Raw genomic sequence first — 13,983 nt, 5'->3', positions numbered from 1 at the left:
GAGAAGAGAATGAAAAGTAATAAGGCGGGTACGGGAACAATTGTAAAAGTAGCCATCTGGTACGTCTTTATCCTTGGGATCTTTGCGGGAATTGCAAACTGGTTGCCGCAAATCAGAGGAGACGCGCCCGAGGCGGCGGAAGCGGTCGATCTTGGTTCCATCACGCCGGAAGAGCTGGCGACGATGGGGAAAAAGATCGTTTTCGGAACCGAAAATCCAAGCTTCGGTAAAGGAGACGTTCCGATCGGAAAAGGTCAGTGCCCGCTCTGCCATATGTTCTTTCAAGAGCAGAAAGCGGATCGTTGCCCGGTCCTGATCGGTGAGGAAGAGCGATCCGGCAATCGGGTCAAGGAAGAAAGATACAAGGAGTTTGCCTCTCGCCTTTCAGGCGGTGAGTCGAACAGCGGATTCAAGCCCCATGCGACTACCGGCGGACAGTATCTGCTTGAGTCGGAATACTGCCCGAACTGCTACGTGGTGGAAGGATTCGGCATCAAGGGGACGAACGACCAGGAAAGCCCCATGCCGATGATCCATAAGCCGCCGATCCAGTTGACCGACACTGAAATCGTCGCGGTTGTCAGTTTCTTGCAGTCAAAAGATGCGGGTGAAATGAGCAAGATCACCGCGAAAGATGACTGGGAGGCTTATTTTGGAAAGCCGTTGAAGCAAGATGCGGGGCCGAAAGAAGGAGAGGCTAAAGTGGTGGCCGGACCTCCCGTTGCTCTCGAAGCCGATACGGTTGACCAGATCGTCACCAAGATGGCCTGTGTCGCTTGCCATAAAATCCCAGGTCTTGAAGTTGCCAAATCCGGGATGGTGGGTCCTCTTTTGATCGAAAAGACGAACGCACCCAATCGGATCAAATCTCCTGAATATCAGAAGGCGGTGAAAGAAGGGAAGGCCAAGGCGAAAACGCCGAGAGAGTATGTCGTTGAATCAATCATGGATCCGGCGGCCTTCATTGTTCCCGGATTTGCCGATGATATGATGAAGGACTTCCGTCACAAATTCACCGTCTCCGGACTGGATAAACTTGTTGATTACCTTCTGCAGCAAGATGCTGAAGCGGCGATCAAAAGCGGACTGGACCGGCTGCCGAACGAGAAGGAGGGCTCTTTAAAGAAGGCGAGCCTCACCCCTTCGGAAGAGGAATCTGTTGAAACCGCATCGAACCCAACTTCGGGTTCGATGCAGGCCTCTGCTACAGGTCAGGTTTCAGGAGGGAAATTTTAATGAATGGTATGAGGACGGGAGGCGCGTATCTTATGTTAAAGCAGAGAGCAACTTCTCTTACATTGCAAGTCCTCTTCGCAGTTCTGGCCCTACCGATGGCGGTTTGGGCAGGGGGAGGAGCGGGATTTATCGATGCCGGCAAGTTCGCCTTGCTGATTCAAATGGGCGTCGGAATCGGGATCATCGTCTTGGCTTGGATCATCAAGGATAAGATGGGAATACCCATTCCAAAAATCATCCAGGCTCCGATTATCTGGATTGCGGCTTATATTGTTTTCCGGTTTATCCTTCAGCCGCCGATCCCGTTTTCCCTCCTGGCGATTTATATGGCTGTTGTGACGATCGCATGTTTTCTTTACGTTTCACTCAGCCAGCCTTCTTGGGAGGAGTTTACCAGTCCCATTAAGTTTATGCTTCAGGAAGACACCGGGAAAGCAAAGATGTCGCGTTACTTCACCTTTGCAGCCATTCCTTTGCTTCTTGCATACGGGACATACAATAAGATGCTCCCTAAGTTTGACGAGCCGATCGAGTTGAGAACCGTTCATCCGGCTCCTCCGGCCAGTATCAACGTTCACGATAAAGTCCTGAACCTACAAACGGCGGAGAATCCGTTTCGAGTGGACGATAGCGGAGGATATTTGAAGGTCGGCCTCGAGAGTGTTCATCATGGAAAGAACCCTTTTGCCGAGAACGCTCCTAAATTTCTTCAAAATGTCCGTGATGGGGGAACCGTTTTCTTCGGGACGGCCGGCTGTTTCTTCTGTCATGGAGATAATTTGGATGGAAGAGGCCCTTTCGCCTTTGCCTTCAATCCGATCCCGGCGAATTTTGCCGACCCAGGAACAATTGCCCAGTTACAGGAAAGCTTTGTTTTCTGGCGAGTCGCGAAGGGTGGTCCCGGATTGTCGCGTGAAGCGTTTCCCTGGGCATCCGCTATGCCGCCATGGGAGAAGCATCTGACGACAAATGAAATGTGGCAGGTGATTCTTTTTGAATATTGGCATACCGGTTTCTTCCCAAGAACGTGGGATTAAGCTAAAACGTCATTCAAATATCTTATTCCCAATCGGTTTAATTGAGGGGGGACTTACTACCATGAGGGGAAAACTTAATCAAGAAATGAGCCGGTTTGCTCGGAAGACGGTAACGGCCGGTTTGGTTGCCGTCTTCCTGGCCGCCGCAGGAATGCTCTGGATTGGAAATGCGGAGGCCCAGCAACAGAAGTTGGAGCCGAAGCCGGGAAAATACACGCCGTCAAAGCCGACCGCGGAGGATGTCGAAGCGGGAAAAGCGGTTTACTTTCGAAAATGTGTCTGGTGTCACGGTCCGGATGGGGCGGGAGATGGTCCATCGGCCATTCGGCTGGCAACAAAGCCGAGAAATTTCAACCAGGGGACATTTAAAATCCGCCATTCAGCGAGCGGTGAACTGCCAACAGATGAGGATCTTTTCTTGAGCGTCACGCATGGCCTCTCGGGTTCGGCGATGCCTCCTTGGGGAGAAATTCTTAGTGAAAAAGAGAGAAAGCAGGTCATCTCTTTTGTTAAAACAGAACTTGTAAAGGATCGTAAATTTGATGATCCGGATGATGAAATAACCGTCATTGATTACGGAAAGCAGATCCCTTCCTCGGAAGAAAGCATCAAATTGGGGCAGGAGATCTATATGACGAAGGCAAAATGCGTCGAATGTCATGGAGTTGAAGGGCGCGGAAACGGAAACCTTACGCAAAGAGATGATTGGGGTTTTCCAATCTTTCCGGCTGATCTGACGAAACCTTGGAACCTGCGCGGCAATCGCCGCGATCCATACAATCCCAGAAATATTTTCAGAGAGATTTCAACCGGATTGAATGGAACGCCGATGCCTTCCTTCAGGGATGAGCTGACTGAGGAGGAACGATGGCATGTCGCGAACTTCGTCATGTCGCTCTCCGAGAAATATCCGATCGACCCGCAGACGGCAAAGCCGGCCATCCAATTCGTCCTCAAATCACGGTTTGTGGCCGAAGGGGAGCTTCCAACCGATCCAAATGACCCGAAATGGCTGGAGTTGCCGGCGCAGTATATCGGTCTGGCAAGCCAGATTATCCAGCCTCCGCGCCACTTCCTGAGAACGGTCGATGACATTCGCTTCCGCTCTCTCTTTAACGATAAAGAGGTCGTGTTTCTCTTGGAATGGAACGACCGCACCGAGAGCCATTTCGATGAAAATAAAGAAGCGGTATACGACGCAAAACGGATATCTTCGGATGCGTTTCCCGCCATCAATACGACCAACCTTACCCACGAAAACGACGGTGCGGCAGGTCCGTTGAAGGATGTAAACCCCGAGCCCAAAGGGGTTTTTAACGATGCGATTGCGATCCAGTTCGCAGAGAAATGGCAGGAACTTCCCCCGCCGGAGAAGCCGTATTTCATCCACGGCGATGCAAAGCGGGGAACCGATATCTGGAAATGGGAGTCCGACGGCTCTACGAAGGAATTGACCGGCCACGGACTTGAGCAGATCTCGGTAAAAGAGGCCAACAAAAACCTCAAAGTCGAAAACGCCAAATGGAGCAACGGGCGCTGGCAGCTCGTGATGAAGCGGGCGCTCAAGACCGAAGATCCGGAACATGATGCGCAGCTTGAGATGGGTAAGAACATTCCCGTCGTGTTCTTCGCCTGGGATGGAGATGCCGGCGAGTTCGGCGGCAAGATGGCTCTCTCCACCTACTACTACCTGATGATGGAGCCTCCCGTTCCGGGGAAGGTCTACGTGATTCCTCCAATCGTAGCAGGTGTGGTTGTTCTGTTGGAGGGGTTGGTTCTCTACGCAGCACGTAAAAAGAAAATAGAGAACGCCTAACCGAAACAGGTCATGCATTAGAAAAAGGGTGGATACGGAAAGATTGTATCCACCCTTTTTCTTTAACATAAAGATAAATTATCCCTCTAAATGTAACAGAAATGCTTTGATTCCTGCTTTTATTCGAGTTATAATCAGACAATTTTGAAATCCATCCCCGTGTGATATGAACTTGGGATAAGAGACGAGCGAAATGATCATTGAGGGCGAGCAACTCAGGCCTCAATAGAAGGAGGAAAGTGATGAGTCGTTTGAATTTTTTGTTTACATCGGAATCGGTCACGGAAGGCCATCCTGATAAGATCGCCGATCAAATTTCCGATGCAGTTTTGGATGCGATTATCGGACAGGACCCGACGTGCCGCGTCGCCTGCGAAGCGGTTGTGACCACCGGCCTTGCGTTTGTGGCGGGGGAGATTACCACCTCCTGCTATGTCGAAATTCCCGATATCGTCCGGGAAACGATCAAGCAGGTTGGATACACCCGGGCCAAGTACGGGTTTGATTATGAAACATGCGCGGTGATCACTTCTATCCACAGTCAGTCACCGGATATCGCGATGGGGGTCGATACGGGAGGCGCCGGAGACCAGGGGCTGATGTTCGGCTATGCAACGAATGAGACGCCGGAATTAATGCCGACACCGATTCTCCTTGCCCATAAAATTACGAAACGACTTACAGAGATGCGGAAGGGAGATATTCTTCCTTATCTTCGGCCGGACGGGAAATCTCAGGTGACTGTCGAATACCGTGATGGAAAGCCGACCCGGGTGACGACAATCGTCGTCTCGACGCAGCATAGCCCCGATATTACCTTAAAAGAGCTTCGGGAAGATGTGATCGAGAAGGTCATCAAGCCGGTCATTCCGCCGGAACTCCTTGATGATGAGAGCATCATCTATCACATCAACCCAACGGGACGATTCGTGGTCGGGGGGCCGCAAGGGGATACCGGGCTGACCGGAAGGAAGATTATTGTTGACACCTACGGCGGCGTCGGCAGTCACGGCGGAGGGGCTTTTTCCGGAAAAGATCCTTCAAAAGTCGATCGCTCGGCCTCCTACATGGCCCGTTATATTGCAAAAAACTTGGTGGCTGCCGGCATTGCGGAGCGCTGCGAAGTCCAGCTTGCGTATGCGATCGGTGTGGCCGATCCGGTTTCCATTTTGGTCGATACCAAGCAAACGGGAAAGGTCTCTCAGGATAAGCTGGTGAAACTGGTCCGGGATCATTTCCCCATGACCCCTCGGGGGATCATCGAACATCTGAAACTCCGGCGCGCCATTTATAAAAAGACCGCCGCCTATGGCCACTTTGGACGGAATGACCCCGACTTTACATGGGAGAAAACGGACTTGGCCGATGCGATCAGAAAGGCTGCAGGACTTTAACCGATCGCCGTCTCAAACCAGCAGGCGGTTTTCCACGCATGATCGCCGGCTGGAAGAGAGAACAATTTTGTTCAAAGACAATCATCGATAAAGAGCGGCCTGAAGCCGACCCCGGACCGATTACGCCTCCTGCACCAGCGGTCGCAGGGTATGCAAGTCGGTCGCGTTCAATACATCAACCTCTAGCATGTGATGGAGAAGGAATGGACTACGATATTAAAGATATCAAGCTGAGTGAAAAAGGAAAACTTCGGATGGAATGGGCCGAGCAGAGCATGCCGGTGCTCCGCTTGATTAAAAAACGTTTTAAGAAGGAAAAGCCGCTGGCGGGTGTGCGCATTTCGGCCTGTCTTCACGTCACCACCGAGACGGCGAATTTGATGGATGCCCTCAAGGCGGGCGGCGCCGATGTGGTTCTCTGCGCCTCCAATCCCCTTTCGACCCAGGACGATGTCGCCGCGACCCTGGTCGATCATTATCAGATCGCGACCTTTGCAATCAAAGGAGAGGACAACAAGACCTACTACAAGCATATCCAGTCGGCCCTGGCACACAAGCCGATGATCACGATGGATGACGGGGCCGATTTGGTTTCGACCATCCTCTCCGAGCAGAAGCAATTGATTCCGAATCTCATCGGGGGAACCGAGGAGACGACAACCGGCGTCATCCGTCTTCGGAGCATGGCGCAGAAGGGGGTTTTGAAATTTCCGGTGATCTCGGTCAATGACGCCAGCACCAAACATTTCTTCGACAATCGCTATGGGACGGGGCAAAGCACGCTGGACGGCGTTCTGCGCGCCACCAATCGGATGGTGGCCGGATCGACGGTGGTCGTCGCCGGCTACGGCTGGTGCGGACGTGGGATCGCGATGCGGGCGGCCGGAATGGGGGGAAATGTCATCGTCACCGAGATCGATCCATTAAAGGCGATTGAAGCGGTAATGGACGGCTATCGGGTGATGCCGATGTCGGAAGCGGCGAAGATCGGCGACTTCTTCATCACCGTCACCGGCGATATCAAGGTGATCCGGAAAGAGCATTTTGAGGTAATGAAAGACGGCGCGATTGTCTGCAACTCGGGCCATTTCAACGTCGAAATCGACATCCCTGCTCTCGAGAAACTCTCCAAGCGGAAGCGGACCATCCGGGAGTTTGTGGACGAGTATACCCTCTCGGACGGACGAAAAGTCAATCTCCTCGGCGAAGGGCGCTTGATTAACCTCGCTTCGGCCGAAGGGCATCCTTCCAGCGTGATGGATATGAGCTTCGCCAACCAGGCCCTCTCTGCGGAGTATCTCGTTCAGCAGCACAAAAACCTTGAAAAGAAGGTCTATCCCGTGCCGCCGAAGATCGACGCCGAAATTGCGCGCCTCAAGCTGGAGGGGATGGGGGTCAAGATCGATAAGCTGACCAAAGAGCAGGAGAAATATCTCGCCTCCTGGGAAATGGGGACCTAAATAATTAGGTCATGGAAGTTTGGAATTCAGGGGCCAGAATCCAGGGTAAATAAGGTGCACACCTTCTGGTTTCTGGCTCCTTTTTTCTGAAATCTGTTAGAATAGTGAGCCATGGCTTGGTTTAAAAAAGAACGGCAGCCCGGGGAAACGAAAAAGATCAAAATCCCGGAAGGGCTCTGGGTCAAGTGCAACAACTGTCGCGAGATTATTTACCGAAAAGAGCTCGAGCGGAACGCGAAGGTCTGCCCCAAGTGCGACTACCACTTTCCCATTTCCGTCGAAGAGCGGATTGCGATGGTGGTCGACGAGGGAAGCTTCATTGAATTCGATTCTTCACTCGCCCCCCTGGACCCCCTCCATTTCAAAGATTCCGCCCGATACAAAGACCGTTTGAAAGCAAACCAGGAAAAAACCGGACAGCTTGATGCCCTGGTGATCGGAGACGCGGAGATCAATCAACGCGTGGTGACGCTCGGCGTCCTCAACTTCGCTTTTATGGCCGGCAGCATGGGCTCCGTCGTCGGTGAAAAGTTGACGCGCGGCATCGAACGGTCGAAGGAGAAGCGCCTCCCGCTGATTCTCTTCTCCGCCTCCGGCGGCGCCCGGATGCAGGAGGGAATTCTCTCCCTGATGCAGATGGCGAAGACGAGCGCTGCCATCGCTCGCCTTCAAGAAGAAAAGGTCCCCTATATTTCCATCCTCACCGATCCGACCTTCGGCGGCGTCACCGCCAGCTTCGCGATGCTGGGCGATATCATCATCGCAGAGCCGAAATCCCTCGTCGGTTTCGCCGGGCCCCGGGTGATCGAAAAAACGATCAAGCAGCAGCTTCCGGAAGGTTTTCAAAGGGCCGAGTTCCTTTTGGAACATGGAATGATCGATATGATCGTCGAGCGAAAGCGCCTCCGAGAGACCCTCATTCGCATTTTATCTTTTTTTTAGCTTTCAAGCCCCCCTTAAAATCCAGCGCTTCCTTCGGTACGAGCCGTCATGTTATACTCGCCTTAAATCGGGGTATCCCTTCGTTCAATTTATAATGTAGGGAGGTGTGCATGAAGGATAGCGCTTTAAGAAAACGTACAATCGATCCGGAACAGATTGGAATGGAAACCTATCGAAACGTCAAGCAGGCCGACTATACAAAGGAAGCGGAGGTCTACGATTTAAAGCGATTTTCTCATGTCGCAGGCCGGTTCTATGCCGAATTGTCCAATCAGGTCATCTTCGATCTTTTAGAGGCGAAGGAGGGAGATCGTATTTTAGACTTGGCGACCGGAACGGGAAGGGTTTCCGTGGGAATGGCGGAAAAGGGAGTTTCGATCTTCGGCGCCGACCTGACCTGGAAGATGATCGAACGGGCCAAGGAGAAGGCGTCGGAGAAAAGGCTCACGAACGTCTCATTCCATCTGGCCGATGGGCTGCAGCTTCCCTATAAAGAGAATACCTTTGATAAGATTGTTTCTATTCGCTTCTTTCATATTCTCCCCTTCGAGATGCAGAAGGCGATCCTTCAAGAGGTCCGCCGTGTCTTAAAGCCGGGAGGAACGTTTATCGTCGAATTCAACAGCCCCTTTGCCGGCCTCTTTCTTTGGGCGCTCCGTCGCGATCATCTTGTGATCTGGCCGCGTCAGGTCCGGGAATTGTTTCAAGGAATGGCGATTGTTAAGAAGGTCGGCGTCATGCTCCCGGGACTGGGGCGAATCGCGAAGGTCAATCCTCAACTTGGATATGCTTTGGGGCGCCGCCTCGACTTCTTTCCATTCAACCACCTCTGCAATCAAATCCTCATTGTCGCTCGAAAGGACGAGGAAGCCTCAGTGAAGGCAGCCTGAAGTTTTTCGTTCTTACGGATCAAGCTTAATAATATGCTCGCTGTTGGCGCCCAGGTGAAGTTGGTATCTCCCTTCCGCCCCCGACATGGTTTTTGCTGACGTTCCGAGTGAGCTGACTTCGATTCCCTCCACCGAAATCCCGGCAAACTCTCCCGCCGTCGGGTTGATGACCTGACCGTCCACCATCACGGTGGTCGGCTGGATTGGATCCATATCTAAATGGGTATAGGAGAGGCCTCCTGAATAGGCGGTCACCAACGCGTTTCCCGCTCCCCCCTCCGCCACCCTTATGTTCGTTAATCCGGCGGGGACATTGAAGAAGATAAATCGGCCGCTGTCGGTGGTGGCCGTGGCCCCCGCGATCCGACCGTTTTGATCGGGATATGTTGCCACCCCGACCCACTCTCCCGCTGCATTCCTCGCCTCAATCCGGATCCCTGCCTGGGGACTGTCCGACCCGCGGAATAGTTGGAGTGCTCCGCTACTTGCTCCAGAGAGGATCAAATCCTCCTTCCCATCATCGTCTGCGTCGGCCAAGGCGAGGTCGGAAACCGGGGACGAAAGGATGCTTTTGGACGATCCAAACGCTCCATTCCCACTGCCGATGAGGAATCGCGCCTCCCCTGTCGACCCGGCCCCCCCGATGACCAGGTCCGCCCTGCTGTCGCGGTTGATATCCGTGAAGAGCATCCGGGTCGGAATAAAATCCGCCGGAAGGTCAAACGACGGGAGAAAAGCGATATTCGTGGTCGGCGTGTCCTGCACCTGCGCCGGCGGCAGACCGAGGAAAAAGGCCCCCCCCGTTTTGTGGAGGAGGAGAAAATCGGGGATATTGTCTGAATCGAGGAAAGCGGTTTTAATGGCGATCACATCGGCTGGGGAGACACCGGTTGGAAGCGTAAGCGTGATCGGCGGCGCATTCGGAATCCCCGTATTATCAAACGTGAGATCACAGAGTCCGCGGGCCGCGTCGGAAATCAAAATGTCGATCACGGCCAATCCCACTTGTCGGACGGCGATCGCGGTCGGATCATTCCCGCAGCTGCCGGAGGGATCTGCTACACCGGTTGCTGCTTCAAACGGGACAAAAGAGCCGTCGGTTTGGTTGATCAAGCGGAGAAGGGGGCGCTGCCCGCCGAGCGCGAAGACCAGATCGGGAGAGCTGTCTCCGTTTAACTCTGCGACGGTCATCGCTTTGGGACTACCTGAATCAAAGAGGGGGGTCGGATTCTCCCTTCCCTCCTCAAATCCGATGGTTCGGTTCCCAGCTCCAGGGAAGAAGATCAGCGTGTTGTCTCCAAAAACAATTATATCGGTTTGTCCATCCCGGTTGAAGTCTCCAATCTCAACGGATTGCACGGAAGCCAGGTCTTGAGGGTTTTCGAGACGGTCTCTGTATTTCAATTGAAAAGACAACGTAGATGGGAAACCGCCTTGGCCGTCTCCGAAGAGAAGTGTCATCATTCCCTGCTCAGAGACCGACAAGAGATCGATATGGGCGTCTTGATCCAAGAAGCCGAAATGGAGGCTCTTCGCGGCAGCCTCTAGTCCCGGAATAGGCGGATCGGTCGGTTTAGGCGCGTCAAATCCCCGAATCGACACCTTGCCTGATAATATTCCCCCTTGCAGGGGAAGGGAGAGACCGGCTTGTTGGGCCAACGCGTCGGCATCCCCCGCCGAAATTGTCCAGAGCGAAGAGGAAGGAGAGATTAGATTCCTTGCCGACGTTTCTACCTGATAATTGTAAGAGGGAAGATAGCCTTCTTTCTCGGCGCGGACAATGAATCTGCTGTTGCTGTCGAGTAAGAGATCGAACCTGCCGGAAGCGTCTGCAGTGAAGCGTTTTTGTGTCCCAAGGACGGAAAGTCGGACGTCTCCAACCATATTGTTTGCCCCCTCGGGTTGAGCGAGGTTTTGGACTTGTCCCCTGAAGGAGGTCTCCCGAGGCAACGCCTTGTTGATGTCGATCGAGACGAGGGTCACGCCGTCCGGATAAGCAGTGACCAGAAAGGCCCCGGAGTCCTCGGGGGAGGTCACTCGGATCTGAAAGACGCCAGGGGAGTTCGAAGCGAAGGGAAGATCACAGATGATAAACTGGCCCTGGGTATCGAAAGAGACGACCCGACCGGCCTCTTCCCCGTTCTCTTTGAAAACCTTCAGGGTGATTTCCTCTGCTGCACGCCCCCTTCGGGATGGATCGATCAGGCCGAGATCGCGAGCCGTCCCGATCAAAGCGCCTTGGCCGGAAGGGGGACAGAGTTGGGACATCCGTGCCGCCTCCACCAAGATCAGATCGCGCTTTCCACCCGCCGGGCCGGTTGAAAGGGACTGGTATGTTGGAACGAAAGTGAGTCCCTGCGCCCTAACAGTGTAGTTGCTGTTTGCCATAAGGGGGGAGATCGCATCCGGTGTGCCGGAAGGGGTAGGGGAAATTGTGAATTGCCCCTCGCCATTGGAACTGGTACTCCCGTCCGATCCAACGATCTGCAGCGTTGCTCCCGCGACTGCAGCGCCTCCTCTCTCCGGTTTCACTTCCCCATTGATAGGGACTGTAAACGAGGTCGATCCTACGGGCCGTGGTGTGATTGCGATCGTCTGAAGGAAGACTCCTCCCGGCCGGCAGTAGGCGACCGCCCGTCCCGTGGAGAAGATATCGTTATTTTGTGGGTCCGAGGCGATTGCCGATGCATTGAGGAAAATTTCGCCACCCGGGTTCTGCGCGCAGTCTGGAAAAAATACGAAGGAAGAGGTATTTGACGTCCCGGACAGAGAGGGATCAATCTGTCCGCTCTGGTTGAAATAGAAAACACGGCCGAGGGAGGCGGGATCGGGGCCGGTGGGTGTGATCGCAACATTTGCTTGACCAGGCGTGACCCGTCCGATAATCACACCGGTCGTCGGCCGGAGTTCCACGCCGAGGCGCTGCGCCCAGTCTTGGATGTTCCCTTCCGAGTAGAGGAGCATGTTGTCGTCTGTAAGAGGATCGAATGCCTGCTGCCGATTGAGAACATCCCCCATGGCCGTATTGAAACGGTGCGTCGTCTCCCGGAAGCCGGGAGCCGAGAGTCGGACGAGGTATTCGCCGTTGGTCGGCAGGCCCTGGTCGAGGGAAATCAAGAAGAGCCCGGCGGCATTGGCTTCTTCGACCTGCTCCCTTCCAAAAAAGGCGGCCGAGGCGCCGGGGACACCGGCTCCGGTAAGATTGTCGATCGCCACCCCCAACAAGCCGACCCGTTCTGGAAGCACAGGAAGAGCGTCGATTCGGCCGAGGGAAACGGCCCCGGCGAAAGAGGTGATCCGGCCGTTGCCCCGCCCGCCTCGAACGACCTGAAAGAAGGTCTCCCCCGGTGGGACATTGAACACCGTAAAGGTCCCCTCCGAGGAGGTCCCTTGATCGATGGTCAGATCGGGAATCCGTCCCAGGCTGTTGTAGAAGAGATTCCGGCTTGTTCCGGTGGCATGCCCGATGATGTTTCCCTCGGCGTCGGTGACCTGAATGGCCGCTTCGCGCGCCGGTCCCTGCGACCCCTGAACCACCCCGCCGATCAATCCGTTTCGATTTAGCTGGCTGGTCGCGGCGGAGTTCATCAGGGTCATGATATCCGCTTCCGTAATGATTCGGAGGAACTGGTCCGGGTTTGGCGCAACAATGTCGCTCGAGCCGGTCTTGAACTGAGCGAGGAAGGTCGTGCTGAAAGGGGCATCCCTCCGCTCTCCTTGATCAATACAGCAATCGGGAAAAGGGTCCGCCGAACAGGCGGAGAGGAGAAGGAAGAGGAGGAAAATTTTCTTTAGTAAATATTGCATCTGTTGCCTCGTTGCTTGTTAAAAACTGTAAGTCAATTCCAGATAGACCCGGTCATTGTTTTTAAAAAATCCGACAAAATTGAATTCTCCCGGCAGCGGGCCGCCGATCTCTCCATGGAAGATATCGGCCCCCACGGCGACTTTGAAGGCGTCGTTCAATTGATAAGTGGCCTTGGGACGAATCAAGAGCTCCCGGTCATTCACAAAATAGATCGTCAGCATCTCCAAAAGCAAGCGGCCGTAGAAAAGCTCTTTACGGATGAACAGGCCCCAGACGGTATCGATCCGGTCCTGAATGATTTCGGATTGGTATCCCAAAATATATTGCTGTTGAACCTGCAGGGAGAGGTCCGCCCCGAAGACGCGCCAATCGACGCTCAATGCATATTTCCAATAATCCCGTTGAATCTCTCCAAGGGTCAATGTCAAAGCCTCCGGATTGTCCGGCTGTCCGGTATCCGGGTTGAAGCGGCCGAATCGGGTTCCGAACATCTTTCCATGGACAAAGGCGGCCTCGCCGTTGAAGACCAGCGATTCAATCCCCTTCGAGAAGGTGGTTCCTACAATACGAAGCCGGGTATGTCTCGGATTAAAGGCCACCTCCGGAGAAACCCCGAATTCTCCCAGGCCGAAGACGGTCCGAAAGGCCGACGGGAAATCATCCCAGGTATAGAAGTAGCTCAGCGAAGTATCCCATCCGCCGATCTGACGCATTACTTTGATCGCCCATTCGCTGTTCTTCAAGTTCTGAGGGGGCGTCTCAAGTCCTTCCAGCACCTGAAATTGTTCCCATTCACTTCCGACCGAGGCCGGTTTGTGAAACTCAAGATCGGGAATCCAGAGAATCTCCACGGTGTTCGGATCGAAATAGAAATCGGCCTTGACCATCCAGAGGGGGATATATCGATCTTGAATCTCTCTCAAGATAAACTCCTGGAAATCGAGCGGGTTGATTTCATCGATGACCCGGGACCCCTCCACCACTCCCCATCGGACGATCTGTTTTCCGATCCGCAGATCGAACCTCGGGAAAAAAAGATCCAGATAAAACTCCCGCAGCTCGGTCTCCTTCTGCTCGACCTCAATCTTCCGGAGGTTTCCAATGCGGAGGGCTTTAATCTCCTCGGCGGTAAGATCCTCACTCAGAATGGTCCGCGGATTCTTCCTCGGGACGACATTATCGACCTCCTGGAAATCGTACACCGCATCGTAATAACTTCGGACCAATGCAGTCAACTGCACCGATGAGGAGGGGGTATAACGCGCCTCCAGACGGGCCAGATTAAGGATTTTGGTAAAGGAGGCCGGGTTGACATAGCGATAGGCGGTCTCGTTTTTAAGCTGGCCATGGAATGTGAAGCTCTCTTGGGCGAAGGTATTTGCGATCATCATGTTTTGGGT

General features: G+C 53.8%; 9 protein-coding genes. 7 read left to right on the top strand and 2 right to left on the bottom strand.

Translation table 11 applies throughout. The annotated features are described in order from the left end of the window. Positions 1-9: 9 nt before the first annotated feature. The 7 genes from MNODULE_RS12905 to MNODULE_RS12875 all read left to right on the top strand — a co-directional run bounded on the left by MNODULE_RS12905 (position 10) and on the right by MNODULE_RS12875 (position 8,775). Positions 10-1,236: a nitric oxide reductase gene (locus tag MNODULE_RS12905; protein ID WP_168060422.1), complete on the top strand. Its 1,227-nt coding sequence runs from the start codon at positions 10-12 to the stop codon at positions 1,234-1,236. A gap of 188 nt (positions 1,237-1,424) precedes the next feature. Continuing rightward, complete coding sequence (locus MNODULE_RS12900) at positions 1,425-2,273, top strand: c-type cytochrome (protein WP_168060419.1); 849 nt, start codon at positions 1,425-1,427, stop codon at positions 2,271-2,273. 61 nt (positions 2,274-2,334) lie between these two features. After that, positions 2,335-4,089, top strand: coding sequence for a c-type cytochrome (locus MNODULE_RS12895; protein WP_168060417.1), 1,755 nt, complete (start codon positions 2,335-2,337; stop codon positions 4,087-4,089). 242 nt (positions 4,090-4,331) lie between these two features. Continuing rightward, positions 4,332-5,483 (top strand): methionine adenosyltransferase, encoded by a 1,152-nt coding sequence (gene metK, locus MNODULE_RS12890; protein WP_168060415.1) that lies wholly within the window; start codon positions 4,332-4,334, stop codon positions 5,481-5,483. Between the two features lie 203 nt (positions 5,484-5,686). Next, positions 5,687-6,943, top strand: a complete 1,257-nt coding sequence (ahcY, locus tag MNODULE_RS12885; protein ID WP_168060413.1) for an adenosylhomocysteinase — start codon at positions 5,687-5,689, stop codon at positions 6,941-6,943. Between the two features lie 111 nt (positions 6,944-7,054). After that, positions 7,055-7,885: an acetyl-CoA carboxylase, carboxyltransferase subunit beta gene (gene accD, locus MNODULE_RS12880; protein ID WP_168060411.1), complete on the top strand. Its 831-nt coding sequence runs from the start codon at positions 7,055-7,057 to the stop codon at positions 7,883-7,885. Positions 7,886-7,995: 110 nt separating this feature from the next. Continuing rightward, positions 7,996-8,775, top strand: a complete 780-nt coding sequence (locus tag MNODULE_RS12875; RefSeq protein WP_168060409.1) for a class I SAM-dependent methyltransferase — start codon at positions 7,996-7,998, stop codon at positions 8,773-8,775. Between the two features lie 12 nt (positions 8,776-8,787). Here the strand turns inward: MNODULE_RS12875 and MNODULE_RS12870 are convergent, their stop codons facing one another. Both MNODULE_RS12870 and MNODULE_RS12865 read right to left on the bottom strand, forming a co-directional pair. Further along, positions 8,788-12,582 (bottom strand): FG-GAP-like repeat-containing protein, encoded by a 3,795-nt coding sequence (locus MNODULE_RS12870; RefSeq protein WP_168060407.1) that lies wholly within the window; start codon positions 12,580-12,582, stop codon positions 8,788-8,790. An 18-nt stretch (positions 12,583-12,600) separates the two neighbouring features. After that, entirely contained in the window at positions 12,601-13,974 is a 1,374-nt protein-coding gene (locus tag MNODULE_RS12865; protein ID WP_168060405.1) for a DUF1302 family protein, read from the bottom strand. Positions 13,975-13,983: the final 9 nt, after the last annotated feature.

Origin of the sequence: Candidatus Manganitrophus noduliformans (assembly GCF_012184425.1) — a bacterium.
Taxonomy (GTDB): domain Bacteria; phylum Nitrospirota; class Nitrospiria; order SBBL01; family Manganitrophaceae; genus Manganitrophus; species Manganitrophus noduliformans.
This window is presented reverse-complemented; position numbering and strand designations above follow the sequence as displayed.

Bases quoted from the DNA above. Each gene is read 5' to 3' on its own strand.
- MNODULE_RS12905 (WP_168060422.1), top strand. From the start codon at position 10: ATGAAAAGTAATAAGGCGGGTACGGGAACAATTGTAAAAGTAGCCATC.
- MNODULE_RS12895 (WP_168060417.1), top strand. From the start codon at position 2,335: ATGAGGGGAAAACTTAATCAAGAAATGAGCCGGTTTGCTCGGAAGACG.
- metK (WP_168060415.1), top strand. From the start codon at position 4,332: ATGAGTCGTTTGAATTTTTTGTTTACATCGGAATCGGTCACGGAAGGC.
- ahcY (WP_168060413.1), top strand. From the start codon at position 5,687: ATGGACTACGATATTAAAGATATCAAGCTGAGTGAAAAAGGAAAACTT.
- accD (WP_168060411.1), top strand. From the start codon at position 7,055: ATGGCTTGGTTTAAAAAAGAACGGCAGCCCGGGGAAACGAAAAAGATC.
- MNODULE_RS12875 (WP_168060409.1), top strand. From the start codon at position 7,996: ATGAAGGATAGCGCTTTAAGAAAACGTACAATCGATCCGGAACAGATT.
- MNODULE_RS12870 (WP_168060407.1), bottom strand. From the start codon at position 12,582: ATGCAATATTTACTAAAGAAAATTTTCCTCCTCTTCCTTCTCCTCTCC.
- MNODULE_RS12865 (WP_168060405.1), bottom strand. From the start codon at position 13,974: ATGATGATCGCAAATACCTTCGCCCAAGAGAGCTTCACATTCCATGGC.